This window comes from Pseudomonas sp. JDS08PS003 (assembly GCF_045013505.1).
GTDB lineage: Bacteria > Pseudomonadota > Gammaproteobacteria > Pseudomonadales > Pseudomonadaceae > Aquipseudomonas > Aquipseudomonas protegens_B.
Map to the genome: position 1 here is coordinate 1786143 of NZ_CP120724.1, position 22855 is coordinate 1808997.

Annotated in this window: 27 protein-coding genes; 13 read left to right on the plus strand and 14 right to left on the minus strand. The window is 63.9% G+C overall.

Translation table 11 applies throughout. The features are described from left to right. Positions 1-72: 72 nt before the first annotated feature. Positions 73-438, plus strand: coding sequence for a 5-carboxymethyl-2-hydroxymuconate Delta-isomerase (locus P7C00_RS08140; protein WP_346634871.1), 366 nt, complete (start codon positions 73-75; stop codon positions 436-438). 12 nt (positions 439-450) lie between these two features. Here the strand turns inward: P7C00_RS08140 and P7C00_RS08145 are convergent, their stop codons facing one another. The 5 genes from P7C00_RS08145 to P7C00_RS08165 all read right to left on the minus strand — a co-directional run bounded on the left by P7C00_RS08145 (position 451) and on the right by P7C00_RS08165 (position 5007). Next, positions 451-1389, minus strand: coding sequence for a LysR family transcriptional regulator (locus P7C00_RS08145; RefSeq protein WP_346634870.1), 939 nt, complete (start codon positions 1387-1389; stop codon positions 451-453). A 180-nt stretch (positions 1390-1569) separates the two neighbouring features. Next, positions 1570-2478, minus strand: coding sequence for a DMT family transporter (locus tag P7C00_RS08150; RefSeq protein WP_346634869.1), 909 nt, complete (start codon positions 2476-2478; stop codon positions 1570-1572). 21 nt (positions 2479-2499) lie between these two features. Continuing rightward, positions 2500-3684, minus strand: coding sequence for a cyanate transporter (locus P7C00_RS08155; RefSeq protein ID WP_346634868.1), 1185 nt, complete (start codon positions 3682-3684; stop codon positions 2500-2502). A gap of 158 nt (positions 3685-3842) precedes the next feature. After that, the gene (gene cynS / locus P7C00_RS08160; RefSeq protein ID WP_123726455.1) at positions 3843-4313 is read right to left on the minus strand and encodes a cyanase; all 471 of its coding nucleotides are present in this window, start codon (positions 4311-4313) and stop codon (positions 3843-3845) included. A 34-nt stretch (positions 4314-4347) separates the two neighbouring features. Beyond that, the gene (locus P7C00_RS08165; protein WP_346634867.1) at positions 4348-5007 is read right to left on the minus strand and encodes a carbonic anhydrase; all 660 of its coding nucleotides are present in this window, start codon (positions 5005-5007) and stop codon (positions 4348-4350) included. 108 nt (positions 5008-5115) lie between these two features. Between P7C00_RS08165 and cynR the strand changes: the two genes are divergently transcribed. After that, complete coding sequence (gene cynR / locus P7C00_RS08170) at positions 5116-6006, plus strand: transcriptional regulator CynR (RefSeq protein ID WP_404938625.1); 891 nt, start codon at positions 5116-5118, stop codon at positions 6004-6006. Here cynR and P7C00_RS08175 read toward each other — a convergent pair. Continuing rightward, on the minus strand, positions 5985-6767 hold the full coding sequence (locus tag P7C00_RS08175; protein WP_404938627.1) for a transporter substrate-binding domain-containing protein: 783 nt from the start codon (positions 6765-6767) through the stop codon (positions 5985-5987). The two genes, cynR and P7C00_RS08175, sit on opposite strands and share 22 nt — an antisense overlap. A 183-nt stretch (positions 6768-6950) precedes the next feature. Between P7C00_RS08175 and P7C00_RS08180 the strand changes: the two genes are divergently transcribed. The 4 genes from P7C00_RS08180 to P7C00_RS08195 all read left to right on the plus strand — a co-directional run bounded on the left by P7C00_RS08180 (position 6951) and on the right by P7C00_RS08195 (position 10354). After that, positions 6951-7613 (plus strand): methyltransferase domain-containing protein, encoded by a 663-nt coding sequence (locus P7C00_RS08180; protein ID WP_346634864.1) that lies wholly within the window; start codon positions 6951-6953, stop codon positions 7611-7613. A 265-nt stretch (positions 7614-7878) separates the two neighbouring features. Next, positions 7879-9012: a ribonuclease D gene (gene rnd, locus P7C00_RS08185; RefSeq protein WP_346634863.1), complete on the plus strand. Its 1134-nt coding sequence runs from the start codon at positions 7879-7881 to the stop codon at positions 9010-9012. Further along, a complete protein-coding gene (locus tag P7C00_RS08190) occupies positions 9009-9302 on the plus strand; it encodes a YcgL domain-containing protein (protein WP_072451013.1) in 294 nt (97 codons plus the stop codon). Before rnd ends, P7C00_RS08190 begins: the two co-directional genes overlap by 4 nt. Positions 9303-9421: 119 nt before the next feature. Further along, entirely contained in the window at positions 9422-10354 is a 933-nt protein-coding gene (locus P7C00_RS08195; protein ID WP_346634862.1) for a D-2-hydroxyacid dehydrogenase, read from the plus strand. Positions 10355-10466: 112 nt separating this feature from the next. On the opposite strand, the gene P7C00_RS08200 is transcribed toward P7C00_RS08195, so the two are convergent. Continuing rightward, on the minus strand, positions 10467-11060 hold the full coding sequence (locus P7C00_RS08200; RefSeq protein ID WP_123726448.1) for a nitroreductase family protein: 594 nt from the start codon (positions 11058-11060) through the stop codon (positions 10467-10469). 274 nt (positions 11061-11334) lie between these two features. Here P7C00_RS08200 and P7C00_RS08205 point away from each other — a divergent pair, with 274 nt between their 5' ends. Next, positions 11335-11784, plus strand: coding sequence for a YcgN family cysteine cluster protein (locus tag P7C00_RS08205; RefSeq protein WP_102861635.1), 450 nt, complete (start codon positions 11335-11337; stop codon positions 11782-11784). A gap of 50 nt (positions 11785-11834) precedes the next feature. Continuing rightward, complete coding sequence (locus tag P7C00_RS08210) at positions 11835-13070, plus strand: hypothetical protein (protein WP_404938629.1); 1236 nt, start codon at positions 11835-11837, stop codon at positions 13068-13070. A 12-nt stretch (positions 13071-13082) separates the two neighbouring features. Here P7C00_RS08210 and P7C00_RS08215 read toward each other — a convergent pair whose 3' ends face one another. From P7C00_RS08215 to P7C00_RS08230, 4 genes are all read right to left on the minus strand, one after another. After that, complete coding sequence (locus P7C00_RS08215; RefSeq protein WP_346634860.1) at positions 13083-13454, minus strand: DUF2892 domain-containing protein; 372 nt, start codon at positions 13452-13454, stop codon at positions 13083-13085. A gap of 82 nt (positions 13455-13536) precedes the next feature. Beyond that, positions 13537-14004, minus strand: coding sequence for an RNA methyltransferase (locus P7C00_RS08220; protein WP_102861638.1), 468 nt, complete (start codon positions 14002-14004; stop codon positions 13537-13539). Positions 14005-14121: 117 nt separating this feature from the next. Next, a complete protein-coding gene (locus P7C00_RS08225; RefSeq protein WP_346634859.1) occupies positions 14122-14499 on the minus strand; it encodes a YajD family HNH nuclease in 378 nt (125 codons plus the stop codon). Between the two features lie 49 nt (positions 14500-14548). Continuing rightward, positions 14549-15235 (minus strand): spermidine synthase, encoded by a 687-nt coding sequence (locus tag P7C00_RS08230; RefSeq protein WP_404938631.1) that lies wholly within the window; start codon positions 15233-15235, stop codon positions 14549-14551. 75 nt (positions 15236-15310) lie between these two features. Between P7C00_RS08230 and P7C00_RS08235 the strand changes: the two genes are divergently transcribed. Beyond that, positions 15311-15625 carry a hypothetical protein gene (locus tag P7C00_RS08235; protein WP_123726443.1) on the plus strand — a complete coding sequence of 105 codons (315 nt, stop codon included), beginning with the start codon at positions 15311-15313 and terminating at the stop codon, positions 15623-15625. Here the strand turns inward: P7C00_RS08235 and P7C00_RS08240 are convergent. Further along, on the minus strand, positions 15622-16095 hold the full coding sequence (locus tag P7C00_RS08240; RefSeq protein ID WP_346634857.1) for a cyclic nucleotide-binding domain-containing protein: 474 nt from the start codon (positions 16093-16095) through the stop codon (positions 15622-15624). The genes P7C00_RS08235 and P7C00_RS08240 overlap by 4 nt on opposite strands. Before the next feature lie 103 nt (positions 16096-16198). After that, complete coding sequence (locus P7C00_RS08245) at positions 16199-18253, minus strand: S9 family peptidase (RefSeq protein ID WP_404938633.1); 2055 nt, start codon at positions 18251-18253, stop codon at positions 16199-16201. Positions 18254-18353: 100 nt separating this feature from the next. Between P7C00_RS08245 and P7C00_RS08250 the strand changes: the two genes are divergently transcribed. Genes P7C00_RS08250 through P7C00_RS08260 form a run of 3 tightly spaced genes read left to right on the plus strand, consistent with a single transcriptional unit; the run spans position 18354 to position 20213 of the window. Beyond that, on the plus strand, positions 18354-18851 hold the full coding sequence (locus P7C00_RS08250; protein ID WP_346634855.1) for an MFS transporter: 498 nt from the start codon (positions 18354-18356) through the stop codon (positions 18849-18851). 32 nt (positions 18852-18883) lie between these two features. Further along, complete coding sequence (locus P7C00_RS08255; RefSeq protein ID WP_123726440.1) at positions 18884-19660, plus strand: class II glutamine amidotransferase; 777 nt, start codon at positions 18884-18886, stop codon at positions 19658-19660. A gap of 10 nt (positions 19661-19670) precedes the next feature. Then, on the plus strand, positions 19671-20213 hold the full coding sequence (locus P7C00_RS08260; RefSeq protein WP_346634854.1) for a DUF2937 family protein: 543 nt from the start codon (positions 19671-19673) through the stop codon (positions 20211-20213). A 284-nt stretch (positions 20214-20497) separates the two neighbouring features. On the opposite strand, the gene P7C00_RS08265 is transcribed toward P7C00_RS08260, so the two are convergent. After that, a complete protein-coding gene (locus P7C00_RS08265; protein WP_346634853.1) occupies positions 20498-21418 on the minus strand; it encodes a LysR family transcriptional regulator in 921 nt (306 codons plus the stop codon). Between the two features lie 138 nt (positions 21419-21556). Here P7C00_RS08265 and P7C00_RS08270 point away from each other — a divergent pair, with 138 nt between their 5' ends. Continuing rightward, positions 21557-22840, plus strand: a complete 1284-nt coding sequence (locus P7C00_RS08270) for an MFS transporter (RefSeq protein ID WP_404938635.1) — start codon at positions 21557-21559, stop codon at positions 22838-22840. Positions 22841-22855: the final 15 nt, after the last annotated feature.

A 22855-nucleotide genomic window follows, 5' to 3' on the forward strand; every position in this document is an offset into this window, starting at 1 on the left:
TAATGCAAGCGCGAGCTCGGGCCTTGTGTAGTATGGAGCGCCTTTTCCCCCTGACAGACCAGGAGTTCTGCCATGCCGCACCTGCATATGGAATACACCGCCAACCTGCCCCAGCTGGACGTCGACAAGGCGCTGCTGCGGCTCAATCACGGGCTGGTGGCCTCCGGGCAGTTTGCCGATGAGTTCGATATCAAGAGCCGGGCAGTGAAGGTCGAGTCGTTCCGGGTCGGCACTGGCCTGGGTGAGCGGGCCTTTGTCCACGTCAAGCTGGCCCTGCTCAGCGGCCGCTCGCCGCAGATCAAGAAGCAATTGTCCGAGAGTCTGCTGGCTTTGCTGCAGGACCTGGCGCCTTGGCCGGCTGAGCTGGCGGTGCAGTTGTGCGTGGAGATTATCGACATCGACCGCGCCTCCTACAGCAAGGCCGCCGTCGGTCTCTGATGGGGGCCGGGCCTAAAGCAGGCCCTGTTCGGCGCAGGCCTTGACCACCTGTTCACGGAACCAGGTCTGCGCGCTGTCCTGATCGGTGTTCTGGTTCCATTGCATGTCCAGGGTGAACCCCGGCAGGCCGCTGGGGGCCTCGCAATGGTTGAACACCGCTTCGTTGGCCAGCAGGGCCTGGATGCGTCGGGGCAGGGTCAGGATAAAGTCGGTGCCAGTGATCATTTTCAGCGCCGCGCTGTAGCTGTTGGAGCGGGCGACGATCTGCCGCTTGTGCGCCTGGCGGGCCAGCCAGCCATCCACCATGTTGCTGTCCGACGTCCAGGGCGTAGGAAAAACGTGGCGCCGTTCGATGAACGATTGCAGGCTGAAACGCGGCTCCTTGGGCGGCGTGGCGCGCTTGTCGAAGACGCACACCAGATCGTCCTCCAGCAGCATCTGCGACTTGAAGTCGGCATGGCTGCGATGGAAGTTCGGACCAAAGCAGATCACCAGATCAACACTGCCGTCACGCAGTTCCTCGGCAGGAATATCGCTCTCAAGCTTCTGCACATTGACCGTCACCGGCAGGTCGGCGTAGTCGAACCCCTTGAGCAGGCGCGGCAGGATCAGCAGCTCGAAGTATTCCGGGGCGCAGAGGTTGAAGGTCACGGCCTGGCGGGTCGGATCGAAGGCCTGCACGCCGCTGTGGCACAGGTTGATGCTCTCCAGGATCTTCAGCACGTGGCTGTACATGCTGGTGGCCTTGTAGGTCGGGCGCATGCCGGTGCGGGTGTTGATGAACAGCTCGTCTTCAAAGCCGTTGCGCAGTTTCTTCAGGCAGTAGCTGACGGTCGACTGACTGACGCACAGGGTTTCCGAGACCCCGGTGACACTGCTTTGCTCGTACACCGCGATAAAGACCATCAGGTCCTGCATGTCGAGTTTTCTGAGCACGTTGCTGATGAGCATCTGTTCCATCCCGCTGGGCACCTGGCGCCGGTGGCGCACAAACCGGGTCGATGCTAGCGGAACGATCGTCCTAATCAAATGCCCGGGGTGGGAATTGGCGGACAGCATCCGGACATTAAATTCCGATAACACGACCTGTGCAGTTTCTCGCAGAATAATGTCCCCTGTCTCAGGGCCATTTCAGGTCATGGCAGATGCGGGACGGCTGCCGCGCACCAGGCCGAACATGCCCAGGGCCACCAGCAGAGCACCGAGCCCTTCTCCCGGGTGCGGACGCTGGCCCAGCCACAGCCAGTGGAACAGGGTGAGAAACAGGGTGCTCAGATAGATATAGGAAATCACCGTGGACGGGGCGATGACGCCAATGGCCCGGTGCAACAGCCAGAAGGTCGCCAGGGTCGCGAACAGGGCCAGGTACAGCAGCCACAGCAGGTCGTTGCCGCCGAGCAGGGCGGCGCTGCGCCAGCCGCCGCTGACCAGGCTGGCGGCAAACAGGAACAGCGCACCGAAGAGCATGTTCCAGAACGTCATGGCAGCGGGGCTGCGACCTTGCAGGCTGCCGGCCTTGAAGCGCTGGCTGAGGGGCGAATAGGCCGCCATGGCCAGGCAGCCCAGGGCATAGACAGCCATGGCATACAGGGAGGGCAACTGCCCCGGCGCGCCCCCCTTGAGCACCAGCAGTAATGCCCCGGCACCGGCCACCAGCATCGGCAGCAGGCGGCGTTGCTGGCTGCCGCCGGGCAACAGCCAGCCTTCGAACGCCAGGGTCAGCAGCGGCACCAGGGTGAACAGGGTCCCGGTGTTGACCGCCGAGGTGTAGCGCAGGGCCTCGAACAGCGAACCGAAGTACAGCGCCAGCAGCAGCCCCAGTACCGCGTGGGCGCCCAATCCGGCCCGGGTCGGCGCCGAAGCGCCGTTGAACCACAGCAGGGGCATGAACATCAGTGCCGAGAACAACAGGCGCAGGGCGGTCAGCAGTACCGGGTCGATGGCCTGGCTGACCTGGGCGGCCGCGAAGAACGAGGCAGCGATCAGCGCCGCCCAGAGCAGCATGCCGAGGTTGGCTTGGGTAAAACTCACAGGACTCATGCAGGCCTCCCGGGCCGAGGCTCAGCGGATGTGCCGGGCGTAATGCCGAGGGTCGAAGCGCAGCACCATGAGGATCATCACCGCCATCACTGCCGTCAGTGACCACCAGGCCCATTCGAAGCTGCCCAACTGGTCGCGGATCATCCCTGCCAGCAGCGGCGACAGCCCGGCGATCAGGTAGCCGATGCCCTGCACGAAGGCGGTCAGGCCGCCGGCCCGGCGCGGGTCGGGCAAGTGGTCCAGGGACACGATCAGGCTCATGGGAAACAGTCCGCCAATGCCCAGGCCCAGCAGGCACGGCCACAGCAGGCTCAGGTGTTGCGGGCTGAGGATCAGGCCGCAGAAGCCGACGATGATCAGTACCAGCAGGGCCACCAGCACCAGGCGACGATCCTGGCTGCGGTTGGCGATGGCGGGGGTGACCAGTCCGGAAATCACTTCCATGGCGGTGAGAAAGCCCAGCAGCAGGCCGGCGTTCTGCTCGCTCCAGCCGTTCTCCACGTAGTAGGGCGCCAGCCACGCCAGCACGCAGGTGTAGGACGCGGTGCCAAGACCGAAGAACACCGCCAGCAGCCAGGCCCGACGATTGCCGCTAAAGGATTCACGTCCGCCGCCGGAGGCCGGCAGGCTGGGCAGCGAGCCGCGCTGGGCGTACCAGAACACCAGGGCCAGCAGGGCCAGGGCGGCCCAGATCGCCAGGGCCAGGCGCCAGCTGCCGCTGTGGTTCATCACCAGTGGGGCGAAGGACGCCGCGATGGCCGCGCCGCCCATGATCGAGGTGACATACAGGCCCATGAACAGCGAGACGTTATCGGCAAAGCGCGACTTGATCAGGGCCGGCATCAGCGCCTGGATCAGGGCAATGCCGACACCGGCCAGCACGGCGCTGAGAATCAACTCCGCCGCCGAGTCCATGAACAACCGCGAGACCGTGGCCAGCCCGATGATCAGCAAGGACAGGACCACAGTGCGGTGTTCGCCCAGGCGCTGACTGATGGCCATGCCGAAGAACATCGCCAGGCCCATGGCCATGACCGGCAACATGGTCAACAGGGACGCCAGGCTGAAACTCAGGGGGATATCGCCACGGATGCCCGACAGCAGAGGGCCGACGGCGGCCATCGACGGCCGCAGATTGAGGGCCACCAGGACCACACTGACCATCAGCCAGAGTGCGGGGCGGGTGCTTGCACGAACGTTTTCCATAACCAGACCTTCAAGGAACAGGGGGCTGATTAGGCGGCGTGGCTCAGGGAAGGGGCAAATCAGAAAGTCTGCGGTGTTATTTAAAAATTAAATAAGCTGCAAGCTGCAAGCGTGAAGGCCTGAACTTGCAGCTTGGCGCTTGAAGCTTGCCGCTGCCTTTAGAAGGGCTTGGTTGGCAGGTACTTGCCGTCCAGGGTGATGACCGCGCGGGAGCCGCCTTCCGGGTCCTCGACCTTCTTGATGTCCAGCTTGAAGTTGATGGCGCTGATGATGCCGTCGCCGAACTGCTCATGCACCAGGGCCTTGAGGGTCGAGCCGTAGACCTGGAGCATTTCATAGAAGCGGTAGACGGTCGGGTCGGTGGGGATGCCACCGGCGATGCTGCCCCGCAGGGGAATGCTCTGCAGCAGGCGGCTGGCGTCCTGGTCCAGGCCGAGCTTGTCGCATACCCGATCGGCGGCAGCGGCGGGCAGGGCATGCTGGCCCAGCAGGGCGGCGGTGACGAAGGCCAGGCTCAGCCCGGTACCGTCGGCAAGGTCCTGCCACGACAGGTTCTTACGGGCCTTGGCGTCGATGATGGTGTCGGCCAGGGCCAGGCGTGGAGCTTGGGCAAATTGGGATTGCAGCATGGGAATGTTCCTCTTGGATGATGAAGGGGGCTGCTCAGGCAGCGGTTGTAGCGTGGCTGGCCAGGGCGCAGGTCTGCGGGTGCTCGGCCAGGGAGACAAAGCGCTGGCTGCTGCCGTCGAGGGCGGCGATGGCGCCGCTTTCGATGTCATACACCCAGCCATGCAGGTTCAGCCGGCCCTGTTCCAGGGCCAGGGCCACCGAGGGATGAGTCTTCAGGTTAGCCAACTGGGCGATGACGTTGTCCCGCACCAGGGCGTCCAGGTGGTCGGCGGGCGAGGCATGCTGGCGGGCGGCGTTGATCACCTTGGCCGACTCGGCGTGGCGCAGCCAGTTGGCCACGGCGGGCAGGTGGTCGAGGCATTTGCAGGTGGAGATGGCGGTCATTGCGCCGCAGTCGGAATGGCCGCAGATGACGATGTCGCTCACCCCCAGCACCGCTACTGCGTATTCCACGGTGGCCGACACGCCACCGGGTTCCGGGCCGTAGCTGGGGACGATGTTGCCGGCATTGCGAATCACGAACAGGTCGCCGGGTTCCTGCTGGGTCAGTAACTCGGGAACGACCCGACTGTCGGAGCAGGTGACGAACAGAGTGCCGGGGCTTTGGGTGCTGGCCAGTTGCTTGAACAGCTCGCTGCGTTGTGGAAAGGCTTCGCGCTGGAACTTGAGGAAGCCGTCAATGATGTTCTGCATGGGATGGTCCTTGCGTCGCTGATGGGGCAAGGATGGAAGTTTTCAGCTATAGCGTCCAAGACCGGCTTATTATGCTTTCCATAAGTCCTGCCTATAGTTGGAGCCTTCATGCTCTTGCGTCATATCCGTTACCTGCTGGCCGTGGCCGAGCACTGCAATTTCACCCGTGCCGCCGAGGCGCTGCATGTCTCCCAGCCGACCTTGTCGCAACAGATCAAACAGTTGGAGGAGTCCCTGGGCACGCCGCTGTTCGACCGCTCCGGGCGCAGCGTGCGACTGACCGATGCCGGCCAGGCCTATGTCGTCTATGCGCGCCGCGCCCTGCAAGACCTGCAGGCAGCCAAGCGGGCGATCCATGATGTGCAGGACCTGAGCCGCGGCTCATTGCGGTTGGCGCTGACCCCGACTTTCACTGCCTACCTCACCGGCCCCTTGCTCAGCCGCTTCAACCAGCAGTACCCGGGGATCGACCTGAGCCTTGAGGAAATGACCCAGGATCGCCTGGAAGCGGCCTTGGCCGAGGACCGCCTGGACCTGGGGATCGCCTTTGCCGGCGAGCACCTGGGGGAAATCCAGAGCCAGCCGCTGTTCACCGAAACCCTGAGCCTGATGGTCGGCCTGCACTCTGCGCAGCAGGACTGCCAACCCCTGAGTGCAGCGGCCCTGGGCCAACAGTCCCTAGTGCTGCTCAGCACGGACTTCGCCACCCGCCGGCATATCGACCTGTATTGCCGGCAACAGGGCATTGCGCCGCGTATCGCCATCGAGGCCAATTCGGTGAGTGGGATTGTCGAGATCGTGCGCCGCGGGCAGTTGGCGACCCTGCTCCCGAGTGCTATCGCCCGCGAGCAGCCGGGTTTACGGGCATTGGCCCTGCAATCACCCCCGGCGCCCCGCAGCGTGGTGCTGCTGGAGCGCCGGGGCGCCTATCGCAGCGCCGCCTGCCAGGCCTTTGGGCAGATGCTGCTGGACCAGGACTACGGCGCCGCCAGCCACTGATTCACCACCTGCTCATAGGCGCCGGTGGCCTTGCTCAGGTGCAGCCACTGGTCGACGTAGCTTTTCCAGGCCATGTCGTCCCGGGGCAGGAGAAAGGCCTTCTCGCTGTATTGCAGGTAGCGCTCGGGGTTGACCGCGCACAGCCCCGGCTTGTGCTTCTGCTGGAAGCGCGCTTCCGAAGCGTCGGTGATCATCACGTCGGCCTGCCTGGCGAGCAATTGATCGAAGATTTTCACGTTGTCGGCGAACAGGATCAGCTCGGCCTTGGGTACATGGGCCCGGGCAAAGACTTCGTTGGTGCCGCCCGGCGGTTCGATCAGGCGCACCGAGGGCTGGTTGATCTGCTCCAGGGTTTCATAGCGCTTGAGGTCCTGGCAGCGCACCAGGGGAATCTTGCCGTCGATCCCCAGGGGCTGGCTGAAGAAGGCTTTTTTCTGCCGTTCCAGAGAGACGGAAATACCCCCCACGGCGATATCGCATTGCTGGCTCTGGAAGTCCGCCATCAGGGTCTTCCAGGTGGTATTGATCCACTTCACCCGGACCCCGAGGCTTTGCGCCAGGGATTCGGCCATGGCGATGTCGATGCCCTCGTAGTGGCCGTCGTCGCGCAGGTAGCTGTAGGGCTTGTAGTCGCCGGTGGTGCAGACCGTGAGGTGGCCACGTTCGAGCACCTGGTCCAGATGGGAGGTCGGCTCCTGGGCGAAACTGAGGGCGGGGGCACTGAGGCCGAGCAGAGTGCAAAGCAAGAGGCGGGGCAGCATGGGGTCGTTCCTTGAAGTGACGGGCGGGACGCGGTGCCGAAGCATTATTGGCATCGGCCCCTGCTCGGGCAAGGGTGGTCTGGCACCCTGCCCGGATAAAACCGCCCGAGGGGCTTTCGACCTTTTTTTCACGAACGACTGGTTAACCTGTGGCTTCTGGATACCTACAAGAGTTCGCCAGTCATGTCGTCTCACCCCCCACCGTCCATCGAGCTGGAGTTCGCTCGACGCTATGACCAGGAGCACGCCCGTGTCTGCGGTGAGCCCCGGCCTGCCGGGCTCGCCGCACGTCTGGCGCTCTGGCGCACGGCGCGCCTGGTACGTCATGCCCTGAAAGTGGCCGGGGAGCCGGGACTGATCCTGGATGTGGCCTGTGGTGCCGGGCGCTACTGGCCGGTGCTGGCCGAGCATGGCAACCGGGTGATCCTGGCGGCGGACCCTTCCCAGGACATGCTCAATCATGCCCAGACCCATCACCCGGCCAGCCTGCTGCAACGGGTCAAGACCTTTCACAGCTCGGCTTTCGACATCGGTCTGTCGGCCAATGCGGTGGACAGCATCATCTGCATGCAACTGTTTGCCCATGTGACCCGCAGCGAGGATCGCCTGGCGCTGCTGCGGGAGTTTCATCGGGTCAGCCGTGATTCGGTGATCGTCGCGGCCCGGGTCGAGCCGTTGTTCAATATCCTTGCGGCCACGCCGGGTGAGTCCGCGGCGTCACTGGCGATCGGCAGGGTGCAGTTGGAAGGCGAGTTCAAGCAGGCCGGTTTCGAGGTCGTGAGCCAGCAGGATTTCCTGCCCGGTTGTGCGGCGGCGCGGGTCTATGTCCTTAGAAAACCCAGCTAGGTTCTGCACGAAAACTGCCTGCGTTTCGACCATGCCGCGTTAAAAACAGGCTCGCAATGCTCATGTAGGCCCCTACACTCCGCTTGCTCGCCTATTTTTGCCTTGCCTGATCTTCACTCGGCGAGCTTTCGTACAGAACCCGATTCCGACTCTCGGACTATTCTTGCCGTCCGGCAGAAGGTTTCGCACCTGCTCTTGTCGGGTGAATGCTCAGAAATCGCCGGAGGCGATATATACTGCGCGCCATTCTTCAAGGGAGAGCCGTGTGGCCATCGATATACATTGGATTCGCGACAACGATAGCCTCGGTCAGCTTTGCGCCGAGTGGCAGCAGCTGCCATTCGTCGCCCTCGACACCGAATTCATGCGGGTCGACACTTTCTATCCCATCGCCGCCCTGTTGCAGATCGGCGATGGGCAGCGCGCTTACCTGATTGATCCTTTGACCATCGACAACTGGAAGCCCCTGGCGGCCCTGCTGGAGAACCCGGCGGTGGTCAAGGTGGTGCATGCCTGCAGCGAGGACCTCGAAGTCCTGCTGCGCCTGACCGGCAGCCTGCCGGCGCCGCTGTTCGACACGCAACTGGCGGCCGCCTACCTGAACCTGGGTTTTTCCATGGGCTATTCGCGCCTGGTGCAGGAAGTCCTGGGCATCGAACTGCCCAAGGGCGAGACCCGCTCCGACTGGCTGCAGCGCCCGCTCTCGGAAACCCAGGTCAGCTACGCCGCCGAAGACGCCGTACACCTGGCCCAGGTCTTTACCGAACTGCAGCCCAAACTGTCCGAGGACAAATACCGCTGGGTGCTGGAAGACGGTGCCGAGCTGGTGGCCAACCTGCGCCGCGAAGTGGACCCCAACGAGGTCTACCGTGAGGCCAAGCTGGCCTGGAAACTCTCCCGTGCGCAGCTGGCCGTGCTGCGTGAGCTCTGTGCCTGGCGTGAGCGTGAAGCCCGTGCCCGCGACTTGCCGCGCAACCGCATCGTGCGTGAACACGCCCTCTGGCCCCTGGCCAAGACCCAGCCCGATACGCTGGCGGCGCTGGCCAAGATCGAAGACATGCACCCGCGCACCGTGCGTCAGGACGGCGAATTTCTCCTCGACCTGATCAAGCGCACCGCAGCCCTTGGCCCGGACCAATGGCCGCCGGCCGTACCCGAGCCGTTGCCGATCGAAGCCGCGGCCCTGCTCAAGCGCCTCAAGGCCGTGGGGCAGGCCGAGGCCGAGCGTCTGGGCATCGCGCCGGAAGTCATGCTGCGCAAGAAAACCCTGGAAAGCCTGCTCAAGAGCGGCTACCCCAAAGGGCCTTACCAATTGCCTGATTCGCTGCGTGGCTGGCGCCGCGAATTGATGGGCCAGGCGCTGCTGGACAGCCTGGCCACCGCCGGAGAACAGCCTTGAAACGTATCTGCTCCATCTATAAAAGCCCGCGCAAGAACGAGATGTACCTCTACGTACTGAAAAGCGAGGCCCTGGAACGCGTGCCGGAAAACCTGCTGCTGGCTTTCGGCAAGCCGCAACATGCCTTCGACCTGGTGCTGAGCCCGGAGCGCAAGCTGTCCCGGGAGGACATCCACCAGGTGCTGGAAAACCTCGAGAAGCAGGGCTATCACTTGCAGATGCCGCCGGCAGAAGACGAGTACATCGAGCACCTGCCCGAAGAGTTGCTGCGCCGCAATGATCCGGTCTGACCTGTAGGGGCTCGGTCCCGAGCCTCTGTTAAATGCAACTGACTGACCTGGCCACCGCCTTGATCGATGGAGCAATACTCCGTCGGCGGCGGCCTGCACCGTTTTTTAAGGTTTGAACCATGCGCGTTCTGATTGCCGAACACGATCACGCTGTTTATGCCCGCCTGTTGCGTCAGGTGGCACCGGAGCTGGACGTACTGACCAGTGGCGACTCTGCCGAGCTGTCGCGCCTGGCGGCGGATTGCCCGGTTTGGCTGGGCCAGCCGGACCTGCTGGCGACCCTGTTACGTCAGGGCCATCAGCCCCAGTGGCTGCAATCCACCTGGGCCGGCATCACCCCGTTGCTGGCCGACGGCCTGCCCCGGCATTACCGCCTGACCCGGGCGGTAGGCATCTTTGGCCAGGTGATGGCCGAGTACGTGCTTACCTACATCCTTGGCCATGAGCGCGAAGTGCTGGCGCGGCTGGTCAGTCAGGTGGAGCGCAAGTGGGACAACCGCCTGGGCCAGAGCCTGGTGGGGCGCAAGGTGCTGATCGTCGGCACCGGCGACATCGGCCAGAGCGTGGCGCAATTTCTGCTGCCCTTTGGCGTGAAGCTGTACGGCATCGCCAGCCAGGCGCGGGAGCAGGCCCCCTTTGTCGAAGTGGCGGGCCTGGAAGACCTGGGACGCTTGGTGGGGGAGGTGGATTATGTGGTCAATCTGCTGCCCAACACTCCGAGCACTCATGACCTGTACGACGCGGCGCTGTTCAAGCAATTCAAGTCCACGGGGCTGTTCATCAACGTGGGCCGGGGTGTTTCCGTGGTCGATGGGGACTTGGTGCAGGCCCTCAAGGATGGGCATCTGGCGGGGGCGGTGATCGATGTCTGCCGCCAGGAACCCTTGCCGCAACGACACCCGTTCTGGACGGCCTGGGGCTTGCTGCTGACGGGGCACAGCTCGGCGCCGACCTCGCCGGAACTGATGGTGCAGTTGTTCGTCGACAACCTGCGGGCCTATGAGGCCAAGCAGGCCTTGCGCGGCGAAGTGGATTTCGCCCGCGGCTATTGAGAGAGGCCTGATCGTAGGAGCGAGCTTGCTGGCGAAAGCCGCGCTTGCCAGGCCAGCGCGGCGCCCTTTAGGGCTTCGCGAGCAAGCTCGCTCCTACAGGGCCGATTCTTTGTTACAGGCTGAAATCGCCTTCGGCCACCGTCTCGCTCAGTGGACGACGCGGGCTCGGCTCTTCCCGGGCCTGCAGGTAGTCGGCCAGGCTCGACTTGTCTCCCAGCTTGCCCACCGCTACCGCAGCGTGCAGCGCATAGCCTTCGGGAATCTTCAGCTCCTTGCGGGTCAGCTCCTGATCGAAGCCGGCCATGCCGTGGGTGTGCCAGCCGCTGAGGCTGGCCTGCAGTGCCAGGTGGCCCCAGGCCGAGCCGGTGTCGAAGGTGTGCCACAGGGCCGGGGTCTCTTCCGTGGCGCCAGGGGCGGTGAAGGTGGTCTTGGAAATCACGATCACCAGGGCCGAGGCATGTTGCGCCCAGCCACGGTTGAACTCGTTGAGCAGGCCGAGGAAGCGCTCCCAGTTCGGCGTATCGCGCCGGGCATAGAGAAAGCGCCAGGGTTGCGAGTTGTAGGCCGAAGGGGCCCAGCGTGCCGCTTCGAAGAAGCTCAGCAGGGTTTCTTCAGGGATGTTTTCGCCGGTGAAGGCCCGTGGCGACCAGCGCTGGGTGAACTGCGGGTGGATGGCGTAATCGGCAACGCGAGGATTGGCGCTCATGCAAAGACTCCAGGCAACGTTTGAGATAGATGGGGTAAACCGGCAGGCGCAGTTGAGCTGGGCGAAGGGGTTTTCCTGACCTTGTGGGGTTCGTCGGGTGCGACGCGGTCGAGCGTTAATGGCACACGGACGCGGGGTGGTCCGAGGGGCAAAGCTACTGTGCGGGCCTGCCGCTGACAAGCCCCGGCCTACCGACAGTCGTAAGCGCTTGGCCCGCCGGGCCTTCGGCACTAGACTGGCGGCCTTTTCACCCTCGGATACTGATGCTTGAGCCATGGCCGCCAAAGTCGAACCTTTCTGGATACGCAAAACCCTCGAACAGCTCGACCAGGACGAATGGGAGTCGCTGTGCGATGGCTGCGGTCTGTGCTGCCTGCAAAAGCTTGAGGACGAGGACGACAACAGCGTCTATTACACGCGCATCGCCTGCAAACTGCTGGACCTGAAAACCTGCCAGTGCAGCGACTACCCCAACCGTCGGGCGTCGGTGCCCGACTGCATCCAGCTGACCCCGGGCAAGGCCGACGAATTCAAGTGGCTGCCGCCCACCTGCGGCTACCGCCTGGTGAGCGAAGGCAAGGACCTGCCGCTCTGGCACCATCTGGTGTGTGGCGATCGCGATGCGGTGCACCACGAACGTATTTCCCAGTCCGGGCGCATGCTGGCCGAAGGCAGCGTGGCGGAAGAGGACTGGGAGGATCATCTGATTTTCCGCGCCGGCTGAGGATTCGCCGCGTTGGCTGCAGAACCAGGTTACCCAGGAAAGGAGTGTGTATGAGGGTGGGGGCGAAACTGGCGCTGGCCGCTGCGATGCTGGCATTGAGCGCATCGGCCTTTGCGGCGAAGAAAGTCGATCTGGATTATCACGTGCGTTTCCTGCCCCAGAGCGATCAGGCCGAGGTGCGCCTGACCCTGGCCGATGGTTCGGCCTTGCGCAGCCTGGACTTCGACCTGGGCCGGGACGGCGACTACAGTGACTTCAAAGCCGACGGCCAATGGCAGGCTGGGGCGGCGGATGCCGCCGGCCAGCGTGGTGTCTGGCGTCCGGCCAGCGGCAAGGCCAGCCTCAGCTACAGGGTGCGCCTGAGTCACAGCATCAAGAAGGGCAGCTACGACAGCCGCAGCACCGCCAACTGGGCCTTGCTGCGGGGCGAGACGCTGGTGCCGCCGGCCAGGCTCGACCAACAGGACGGCATCGAACTGGTGGCGCGTCTGGATTTCGACTTGCCGGCCGGTTGGAAAAGCATCGAGACCGCCTGGCCACGTATCGGCAAGAATCGCTTCCGCATCGACAATCCTTCGCGGCTGTTCGACCGTCCCGCCGGCTGGATGCTGGCCGGCAACCTGGGCAGTCGCCGCACGCGTCTGGGAGCAACCGAAGTCAGCGTGGTGTCGCCCCTGGGCCAGGGCATGCGCCGTATGGACGTGCTGACCCTGCTGACCTTTGTCTGGCCGCAAGTACAGGCGGTGTTCCCGCGTCAGCCCGGCAAGCTGTTGATCGTTGGTGCGGCCGATCCGATGTGGCGCGGCAGTCTGGCGGGGCGTGACTCGCTGTTTCTCCATAGCCGTCTGCCCCTGGTCAGCGAGAGCGGCAGCAGCCCGCTGTTGCGGGAGCTGGTGCAGTCATTGTCGCGAATCAACGACAGCCAGGGCAGCGATTGGATCAGTGAAGGGCTGGCGGAGTACTACGGCATCGAACTGTTGCGCCGGGCCGGAGGCATCAGTGACGAGCGCTATCAGGTGCTGCACAAGCGTCTGGTCCGGGACAGTCACAAGGTCGACAGTCTGCGGGGCGAGCAGGTGGACAGCGCCACCTTGGCCAAGGCCGTGCTGCTGTTGCAGGAGCTGGATCGGGAAATCCGCCTCAAGACCCGCAACAAGCGCTCACTCGACGATGTGCTGCAAGGGGCGATGCGCCTGGAAAGCGTCAGCACCGCCGAGTTCATCCAGCTCAGTGAAAACGTGCTGGGCGAATCGTCCAAGGTCCTCGACACCCCCTTGCTGCACTGATTCGCCCCGGTATCAGGCCTTGGGCACTTTCACTTCATCATTGCTGGCCGTCTTGGCATGGCGCCCGGCGGCTTCGGCATTGGCCTTCAGATTGCGCAGCTCTTCCCCGGCGCGTTCGATCTTCGTGCGCACGTTGTGCATGTCCTGGCGGCTCTTCTCCAGCAGGCTTTTCGCCGAGCTGTGTCCGGTAATCCCCCGGGCCAGGGCGACGCCACCGATGGCGACTTGAATCAGGCCGAACACGCCGCCGCGGCGCAGGCCCTTGCCCATCATCACCACGCCACCGGCCAGGGAGCCGATGCGCTCCCAGCCCTGGACGTTCTGGGTCGGTTGGCTCGGCAAGGGTGTGGCTTCGATCGTTTGCAGCTGTTTGCGCTCGCTCATGCTCTGTCTCCAAGGGCGGTGTGGGATACAAAGCTGACTGCACCAGGGCGTCGCTGGTTCCCGGGGATTGATCGGCGGGTTTTCAGTACTTTGGACCGGAGCGGGTGTTGTTGCCTTTGGCCAGGCGATCGTAGAGCACCACGTTGACCGTGGCCGCCAGGTTCATGCAGCCGGTGGTGGGGATGTAGACCACGTCTTCGCACCAGTCGCGGATCTCCTTGTCGAGGGAGCCGTCTTCCGGACCGAAGATGTACAGCGCGCGATCCGGGTGGGTGTATTCCGGCAGCGCACGGGCGCCTTCCACCAGTTCCACGGCCACCGGGATGCAGCCCAGGGGGAGGATTTTCTTCAGGTCGTCGATGCCGATCAGGGGAATGTCCTGGTGGACTTTCTTGGTGTCGGTGACGAAGTCGCGGGCACGTTCATAGCGCTTGCCGGTGTAGAACACCGAGGCGACGCCATAGCAGCCGGCGGCGCGCATCACCGAACCGACGTTCTCCGGCGACTTGGGGTTATACAAACCGATGCAGCTGTACCTTTTGTTTGCCACGAGCGAGGAGCCTTGGGGAAAAGAGCGCGATTATACGGGGATTGGGCGGGGTGTGGCGGGGTGTTCGGCGGTTCACGGGCAATCCGCTCCTGCAGGAGCGGATTGCCCGTGAAGCCGTTATTCGCCGTCTTTCTTCATCAACCCGGCCAGGGCGGCGAACGGGTTGTGGGTTGCCTTGGCGACTTTCGGGGTGCTCAGGGAGCCTTCACCGAAGTACTGCTGGTCGGTGTAGCGCGAGTGCTCGTTGTCGTGGCAGTACAGGCACAGCAGTTCCCAGTTGGAACCGTCCTGGGGGTTGTTGTCGTGGTTGTGATCGCGGTGGTGTACGGTCAGCTCGCTCAGGCGCTTGCCGGAGAATTCCCGGGCGCAGCGGCCGCAGACATGGGGGTACATCTTCAGCGCCTTGTCGCGGTAGCCCATTTCCCGGTCGCGCTGGGCGTCGGCAAGGATACGGTCCAGCTTGGCGGTGTTGGACGGAGGAGTGGACGAACTCATGGGTTCACCTTTGTAGAAGGACTAATGACGGTAATGGACAAAGTTTAGCTCAGGCCTTGAGCTTCTCGGCAATCCAGATGGTGTGCCGGGTGCCGCGATTGCCATGGGCGAAGACCTGCACTTGCTCGGCCTTGAAACCGGCCTTGCGCAGGCGCTCGGAGAATTTCTGGTCGGCGCTGGCGGACCACACCGCGAGGATGCCCTTGGGCCGCAGGGCCCGGGCACAGGCACCCAGGCCGGCGCTGGAGTAGAGCCAGCTGTTGGCTTTCTGGGTCAGGCCTTCAGGGCCGTTGTCGACGTCGAGCATGATCGCGTCGAAGCCCTGGGGTTCGGCCTGCAGGACCTTGGCCACGTCTTCCAGGCGGATCACCGTGCGCGGGTCCAGCAGCGGCCGGCCGGACTTTTCCCCGAGCGGGCCACGGTTCCATTCCACCACCCCGGGCACCAGTTCGGCCACCACCACCTCGGCGCTCTGGCCCAGGTGCTTGAGGGCCGCGGCCAGGGTGAAGCCCATGCCCAGGCCGCCGATCAGCACCCGCGAGTTCGGGCGCCCGGCGACCTTGCTGCAGGGAATCTGCGCCAGGGCATCCTCGGAGCCGTGCATACGGGTGTTCATCAATTGGCCGCCGTCGCCGCCCTGGATCTTGATGACGAAATCCTCACCGTATTCGAACAGGCACAAGGCACCGCCGTTTTCAGGAATCGGAGTAGTGTCCAGCAGTACGAAACGTTTCATGGAGATCTCATTGAGGAAGGCAAAAGCTCCCGGTTGGGAGTAGCCTGACGCCAGACAATAGCAATGGAGCCATTGATGAAGCGCACTATTCTAACGGTGATTGCCCAAGCGGCGCTCGCCCTGACCGCAGCCCTGGCGCTGAGTGCTGGCCCGGCCCTGGCCGACGAGCCGCAAAGCGCCCCGGTGGTGACCCCGACGCCGACCCTCGGCACCCCGGGCACGGCCACCCCCACGCCTTATCCGCAAGTGACCCCGCCCAGTACGCCGAAAGCCGGGAGCAGTGGCAGCGCGCCCTTGCTACCGCCGATCGATATGCCCAAGCCGCCCAAGGACCAGACTCTGCCGGGGCTGGAGCAGAACGACAACAAGGCCAAGGTGCAAGGAGCCTAGATCTGCTGCGCGAGCAACTGGCCGTCGGCCATGCGCAGGCGCTTGGACAGGGAAATAGCCAGGGCGCGGATGATCTTGGCGGCGATCTTCGGCGCATCGTTGAGCATCTTCTCCAGGGAATCCTTGCCCAGGTTGAGCAACTGGCAGTGACTGGCCGCTACGCAAGTGGCGGAGCGTCGCTCGCCATCGAGCACCGCCATTTCGCCAAAGGCCCGGCCGCTGCGCAGGGTGGCGATGGTCAGGGGCTGGCCGTCGTGGTGGGTCTTCTGCACGGCCACCTGGCCGCTGTGGATGATGCACATGAAGCTACCGGCATCGCCCTCATGAAAGATCGCTTCGCCCTCGGCGATGCTGCTGATGCTGAAATAGCCGGCCGCCGCGTTGAAGTCGGCGGGCAGCAGTTGATCGAACAGGCCGCAGTCCATCAGCCAGTCGCGGATCTCGTTGTTCAGTAAGGTGGGTTCAGACATGGGATCAGGGTCTTTTTCTTGTGTCTGTTGCACGGGCGCAAGCCCGGTCCGGCGGTTGCCGGCGGCGGTCCAGTGTTAAGACAGGAGCGCCGCGGGTAGTTCCTCAGTCCAGGCCCAGAATGTTCAGGATAAAGGCATATTCGAGGGCTACGTCACGTAATCCCTGGTAACGGCCGCTCATGCCGCCATGACCGGCACCCAGTTCGGTCTTGAGCAGCAGCGGGTTGTCGTCGGTCTTGGTGGCGCGCAGTTTGGCCACCCATTTGGCGGCTTCCCAGTACTGCACGCGACTGTCGTTGTAACCGGCGATCACCAGGGTCGCCGGGTAGGCCTGGGCCCGGACGTTCTCATAGGGGGCGTAAGCCTTGATCCGCTCATAGACCTCAGGCTCCTCGGGATTGCCCCATTCGTCGTACTCGGTGACGGTCAGTGGCAGGTCCGGGTCGAGCATGGTGTTGAGCACGTCGACGAAAGGCACTTCGGCGATGGCCGCCCGGAACAGCTCGGGACGCTGGTTGAGCACGGCGCCGATCAACAGGCCGCCGGCACTGCCGCCGCTGATGGCCAGTTGTTGGGCGCTGGTCAGGCCCTGGGCGATCAGGTGTTCGGCGCAGGCGATGAAGTCGCTGAAGGTGTTCTGTTTGTGCTCCTGCTTGCCGGCGCGATACCAGGCTTCCCCCAGCTCGCCACCGCCACGCACATGGGCGATGGCAAAGGCCACGCCGCGATCCAGCAGGCTCAGGCGGGCATGGGAGAACCAGGGATCGAGGCTCTCGCCATAGGCGCCGTAGCCATACAGGTACAGCGGTGTCGGTTGGCCCAGGCACTCGCGCTTGACCACCAGGCTGATGGGCACCTGGGTGCCGTCGGCAGCGGTGGCCCAGAGGCGCTGGCTGACATAGGCGTCGGCATCGAAGGGGCCCAGCACCGGGGTTTCCTTGAGCACCTGCTGTTGACCGTCGGCCAGTTGCAGCTGGCGCACCTGGGCCGGGCGATTCAGCGCCTCGTAGCGCAGACGGATGCGATCGCTGGAAAACTCCAGGCTGTTCTGCACGTGCAGGCTGTAGGCCGCGTCCGGCAGTTGCACGCGATACACGGGCAGGTCCTGGGGATGCACTTCGATGATCGGCAGGCCGCCTTCGCGCAGGCTCAGGGTCATGGCGCCGGCGTTGAGGGTCACGCCGTCGAGCATCACCTCGGGATTGTGCGGGACCAGCAGCTGCCAGTCGCTTTCTTCGGGGATGGCACCCTGGTCGGCTGCCTGATACAGGGCGAAGTTGATGCCCTCGCGGTTACTGCGGATGAACCAGGTCCACTGGCCGTCGAGTTGACCGTGATCGACATCGTATTCGTGGCCCTCGACCCGTGGCGCCAGGCAGGTGAACGGCAGCTGCGGCTGCGCGGCGTCCAGGGCCCAGGTTTCGCCGGTGGTCTTGCTGCCCAGGGACAGCAGCAATTGGCGCTCGGAGCTTGAGCGGTAGCAGTGCAGGAAGAAGCGTCCGTCCGGCTCGTGGAACACTTCCTCGGCGGCAGTGCCGTCCAGACGGTAGCGGAACAGTTTGTGCGGGCGATGGGTGTCGTCCAGCTCGCCGAAGAACAGGGTCAGGCTGTCGTTGGCCCAGGTCATGCTGCCGTCGCAGTTGTCGAAGGACAGCTCGCTGACCTTGCCGTTGGACAGCTCCTTGATGAACAGGGTGTAGATTTCCTCGCCGGTGGTGTCGAGGCTGTAGGCCAGGCGCTGGTGGTCGGGGCTGATGCTGAAGGCACCGAGGGAGAAGAAACCGCCGTTGGCCAGGGCGTTGGGGTCCAGCAGCAGCTGTTCGCGGCTTTCGTCCACCGTCAGGCTGTCGTCTGCCGGGCGCGGGCAGCGATAGTGCCGGGCGTATTCGTCACCGGCGGTGGTGCGGGTGTAATACAGGTACGGGCCCCAGGGGGAGGGCAGGGACAGGTCGGTTTCGAGGATCCGTCCCTTGATCTCCTGGAACAGTGTCTCGCGCAGGGGCGCCTGGTGGGCCAGCCGGGCTTCCTGGTAGCTGTTTTCAGCGTTCAGGTAGTCGAGCACCGCGTCGGTGTCGCGTTCCTGCAGCCAGGCATACGGGTCAGCGCCTTCGGCCTTGTGGGCAATCGGGGCGCTGCTGTCGTTGGCGGGTAGGGGCATGGGTGGCTCTCGAACGAAGACAAATGAGGGCTTGGCAGACGGCGGTGCAGCCTGACACGGGAAAAGTCGTTATCATAAGCGCCTCTTTGCCTGCCTTGCCATGGACACCATGACCGAGAACGACTATCTGATCGCCTGGGGCCTTTACGCCTTTGCCGCTTTGGGCTGCCTGCTGGTGTGGATGCGCCTGACCCGCTGGATGTGGCGCTGGCTGCGCGAGCCGCTGCGTGTACTGATGGCAGTGCTGCTGTTGAGCCCCACCATCATCGACCCTGTCAAAGAAAAATATGCCCCGGCCGTGGCCATCACTGCCCTGGATATGGCCTTCAAGGTCGGCAACAACGCCTGGCGCGCAGTGTCCGATCTGTTCATGTACGGCATGATCGCCTTTGGCGTCTACCTGCTGTTCGTGCTGATCCGCTGGCCCATCGAGCGTGCTGCCGAGGAGCGCCGCCAGCGCAACGAAGCGGCGCAAGCCGCGGCCAAGGCTGCCGAAGTGGAGGATGACCAGCCCTTTGGCGGCGCCGGCAATGACCGTTATGGTCGTCCGCCTGCTGCGGGCACCCCTCTGAACACGCGGGTCGAGCCGCGTCTGTAACCTGGCCCCGGCATTGCAGCGAGAGTCCGAGCATGTGTGAGTTATTGGGCATGAGCGCCAATGTACCGACCGATATCGTCTTCAGCTTTACCGGGCTGATGCAGCGCGGCGGCCGTACCGGCCCCCATCGCGACGGTTGGGGTATCGCTTTCTATGAAGGCCGTGGTCTGCGCCTGTTCCAGGACCCGGCGGCCAGCAGCGAGTCGGAAGTGGCCAACCTGGTGCAGCGCTACCCGATCAAGAGCGAAGTGGTGATCGGCCACATCCGCCAGGCCAACGTCGGCAAGGTCTGCCTGGCCAACACCCATCCCTTTGTCCGTGAACTCTGGGGCCGTAACTGGTGCTTCGCCCATAACGGCCAGTTGGCGGACTTCCAGCCCCAGGCCAGTTTCTATCGCCCGGTGGGGGATACCGACAGCGAGGCGGCGTTCTGTGACCTGCTCAACCGGGTACGCGAAGCCTTTCCCGAGCCGGTGGAGGTCGAGCAGTTGCTGCCGACCCTGATCCAGGCCTGCAGCGAATACCGCAGCAAAGGCGTGTTCAATGGCTTGCTCAGTGACGGTGACTGGCTGTTCTGCTTCTGCTCCACCAAGCTGGCGCAGATCACCCGACGTGCCCCATTCGGTCCGGCCCGGCTCAAGGACGTCGATGTGATTGTCGATTTCCAGGCGGAAACCACCCCCAACGACGTGGTCACGGTGATCGCCACCGAACCCTTGACTGAAAACGAAACCTGGACCCGCTACCAGCCGGGCCAATGGAGCCTGTGGCGACGCGGTGAATGCGTCAGCCACGGCCAGACCGAATAAGGACATCCCTATGTTGCTCAGTTATCTGCGGCTGGTGTTGTTCGCCGCCGGCCTGTTGATCGGTGTGCAAGTGCCGGGTTTCATCAGCGATTACGCCAAGCGCGTCGAGGCTCACCTGATTGAATCGCAGAACAGCCTGCGGGGCTTCCAGGGCACCGCCGCGCAGTTTTTCAAGGGCGACCTGAACGCCCTGGTGGCCCATTACCGGGCCAGCGAGGACCCGGTGTTTCGCAGCGATGCCGAGAGCCTGAGCGGCTTGCTTCATCGTCAGTTGGCCCTGGACAAGCAATACCAGGCGATGCAGGGCCCCTGGTACATCCGCCTGCTGCAAGTGGCCCTGGCAGCCGACCCGGATATCCGCAAGGAAACCTGGGATGGCTACAGCTACCAGATCCTGCTGACCCCGGAAGCGATGATCTGGGGCATGAGCGGCGCCTTGCTGCTGTCCTTCGGACTTGAGTGCCTGTACCGCCTGATCGATTGGGTGGTGCTGGGAGGCCGGCGTTTGCGCCAGAGCCGTCCGATCGAAGAGCGCGACCTCAAGGGCCTCTGAGCGCCCCGCACTGCAGGTGCCGGCAACACCTGCACAAGGCTGGCGCATTCGCTGGCAAGCCAGCTCCTACGGATGTCGACTCGCCAGCGGGGTTTGTGTAGGAGCCGGCTTGCCGGCGAAGAGGCCTGCAAGACCTGCACAAGGCTGAAGAGTGCATTCGCTGGCAAGCCAGCTCCTACGGATGTCGACTCGCCAGCGGGGTCTGTGTAGGAGCCGGCTTGCCGGCGAAGAGGCCCGCAAGACAGGCACAAGGCTGAAGAGTGCATTCGCTGGCAAGCCGACGCCTATGCGGGCTCAATCAGGATGATGTGCTCCTGGCCCACTTTCTGCCCATAGCGCTGCACCACGCGCTGGCACAGCTCCACGATATCCTCCACCAGCTCCACGCCTACGCGCCACGACACCACCACCTGCAGGTTGGGCGGGCGCTGGTCGATGGCCAGCAAGGTCAGTTCGCCACGGGCCAGTTCCTCGCGCACCAGCACCGGCGGCAGGGCGCCAATCCCGAAGCCGTCCCTGAGCAGGCGGGTGATGGCCGACACCGAGTTGACGCAATTGAGCCGTGGCGCCAGCACCCCGTTGGCCTGCATCAGGCTCAGCACCTGCTGGTGGGGCAGGGAGTTCTTCGAATAGGTGATGATTCGCTCTCGGGCCAGCTCGGCGAGATTGGCGTAGTCGCGGTTGTAGATCGAATTGCTGGCGGCAATCCAGCCCACCGGGTGGCTGGCCAGCTCCAGGCTGCGGATGCTTTCCTGGCGCAGCAGGTCGGTCTGCAGCACCAGGTCGAGAAAGCCTTTTTGCAGCTGGTCGCACAGGTTCAGCGAGGTGTCGGCCACCAGTTCGATGTCCACTTGCGGGTAGTGGTCCATCATTTCCGCCACCAGGGGGCTGAGCCAGGTGTGGATCACCGTGTCCATGACCCCGATGCGAATCCGTCCGACCTTGCTCGACGGCGCCTCGATGGACTGTTTCAGCACGTGCAGGGTGTCGAGCATCTGCTCGGCGTGCTCCAGCACCTTGAGGCCTTCCGGGGTCAGGCTGACGCCCCGCGAGTCGCGCAGGAACAGCTTCACCCCCAGTTCGCCTTCCAGCACCGCAATACGGCTGGAGATCGCCGCCTGGGTGGTGAAGAGTTTTTCCGCGGTGAGGCTGAAGCTCTTGAGCCGCGCCACCCAGACGAAGGTTTCGAGAAACTTGAGATTCATGGGATCAACTTTTCTTATGCCTTGGGGCGGTTTTTATTAGTTGGACGCCGGTTGTGCCTGAACCGAAGAATGGCCCAACCCACGATATGCGTCGTCGGGGCCCAGAACAATACCAACAACACTACCCTGGAGATCGCCATGAGTGCGCCCGAAACACTGGCCGCCAAGGCTTCGCGCCGCGCCGGCCCGTTTGACTGGTACCGGGACATCAACCAGCAGGAACGCCGGACATTCTGGAGTTGCAAGATAGGTTATGGCCTGGATGGCATGGACACCCAGATGCTCAGCTTCGTGATCCCGACCCTGATCGCGCTGTGGGGCATCACTTCCGCCGAAGCCGGCCTGATCCATACCAGCACCTTGCTGGCCTCCGCCCTGGGCGGCTGGATCGCCGGAATTCTTTCCGACCGCATCGGCCGGGTACGCACCCTGCAACTCACGGTGCTGTGGTTCGCCGTCTTCACCTTTCTCTGCGGTCTTGCGCAGAACTACGAACAGTTGCTGATCGCCCGCACCTTGATGGGGTTCGGCTTCGGCGGCGAGTGGACTGCCGGAGCGGTGCTGATCGGCGAAGTGATCCGCGCCAAGAACCGTGGCAAGGCGGTGGGCATGGTGCAATCCGGCTGGGCCCTGGGCTGGGGGCTGACGGCGCTGCTGTATGCGCTGCTGTTCTCCCTCTTGCCGCCGGAAGATGCCTGGCGCGGGCTGTTTCTGCTGGGCATCCTGCCGGCGATTTTCGTGATCTTTGTCCGTCGCCTGGTCAAGGACCCCGAGGTCTACCGGGAAACCAAGGCGCGTGAAGTGCCAAGCAACCCGGCGCGGTTCTACGAGATCTTCGCCCCGGGGATTCTCAGCACCACCTTGCGCGCCTCCTTGCTGGCGGCAGGGGCCCAGGGCGGCTACTACGCCATCACATTCTGGCTGCCGACCTTCCTCAAGACCGAGCGCGGCTTGAGCGTGCTCAGTACCGGCGGCTACCTGGCCATGGTGATCGCCGGCTCCTACGTGGGGTATGTGATCAGCGCCTACCTGACGGATATTCTCGGCCGCAAGAAGAACTTCGTGCTGTTCGCCGCCGGTTCTTTCACCATTGTCCTGCTCTACACCCAGTTGCCGGTGAGCAACGCAGTGATGCTCTGGCTGGGCTTTCCCCTGGGCTTTTTCGCTTCGGGCATTTTCAGCGGCATGGGGGCGTTCCTGACGGAACTGTTCCCCACGCGCATCCGCGGTTCCGGCCAGGGTTTCTGCTACAACAGCGGCCGGGCGCTGGCGGCGCTGTTCCCACTGCTGATCGGCCTGTTGAGCCAGCATGTGCCGCTGAGCGTGGCCATTGGCACCTTTGCTGCGGTGTCCTACGGCGTAGTGGTGCTGGCGGCCCTGAGCCTGCCGGAAACTCGTGGCAAGGAACTCGAGGCCCGCTAACTGATAATCTGCGGG